Raw genomic sequence first — 875 nt, forward strand, 5'->3', positions numbered from 1 at the left:
GGTAGCGGTTGAGGAGAAAAGTAATGAAATTGTTGCCATCCCTCAGCTATTGCGGACAATTGATATCCGTAAAAGCATTGTAACGATAGACGCAATGGGCACGCAGACGGCTATCGTTGATACGATTATAAAAGGTAAAGCAGACTATTGCTTAGCCGTCAAAGGAAATCAAGAAACACTTTATGATGATATTGCTCTTTATTTTAGTGATGTCAACTTATTGGAAGAACTCCAAGAAAATGCACAGTATTATCAGACTGTTGAAAAATCTAGGGGACAGATTGAAGTTAGAGAATACTGGGTGTCTTCCGATATCAAATGGTTGTGTCAAAACCATCCCAAATGGCATAAGTTACGTGGTATTGGGATGACTCGTAACACGATTGATAAGGATGGTCAGCTGAGTCAAGAGAATCGTTATTTTATCTTTAGCTTTAAGCCGGATGTCCTCACATTTGCCAATTGTGTACGAGGTCATTGGCAGATAGAGAGTATGCACTGGTTATTGGACGTTGTTTATCATGAAGATCATCATCAGACATTGGATAAAAGAGCCGCATTTAACCTAAATCTTATCCGAAAAATGTGCTTATATTTTCTCAAAGTGATGGTATTTCCTAAAAAAGACCTCAGTTATCGTCGCAAACAACGGTATATTTCTGTCCATTTGGAAGATTATTTAGTCCAATTATTTGGAGAAAGAGGTTAAGCAGATGATTGATTTAAAAAGGAATCTTTTCAAAATTGATGTCCGGGCACAAAAGGATGAAGAGAAAGTTTTCATGCGTACGGCGTGATAACTTTACCAACCTTTCTTGAACTGCCTGCATATTTATGTTAAAATGAAATGATTAGATGATCGAAAGGAAAGAGAA

At 37.4% G+C, this 875-nt stretch carries 1 pseudogene; it reads left to right on the plus strand.

Annotated elements, in window-relative coordinates:
• Positions 1–709 (plus strand): annotated as a pseudogene (locus MFF34_RS27975) (ISAs1-like element IS1548 family transposase); the annotation flags it as partial.
• Positions 710–875 lie beyond the last annotated feature (166 nt).

It is taken from the genome of Pseudomonas sp. PAGU 2196 (assembly GCF_022179005.1).
In the GTDB taxonomy this organism is placed as follows: Bacteria; Pseudomonadota; Gammaproteobacteria; order Pseudomonadales; family Pseudomonadaceae; genus Aquipseudomonas; species Aquipseudomonas kermanshahensis.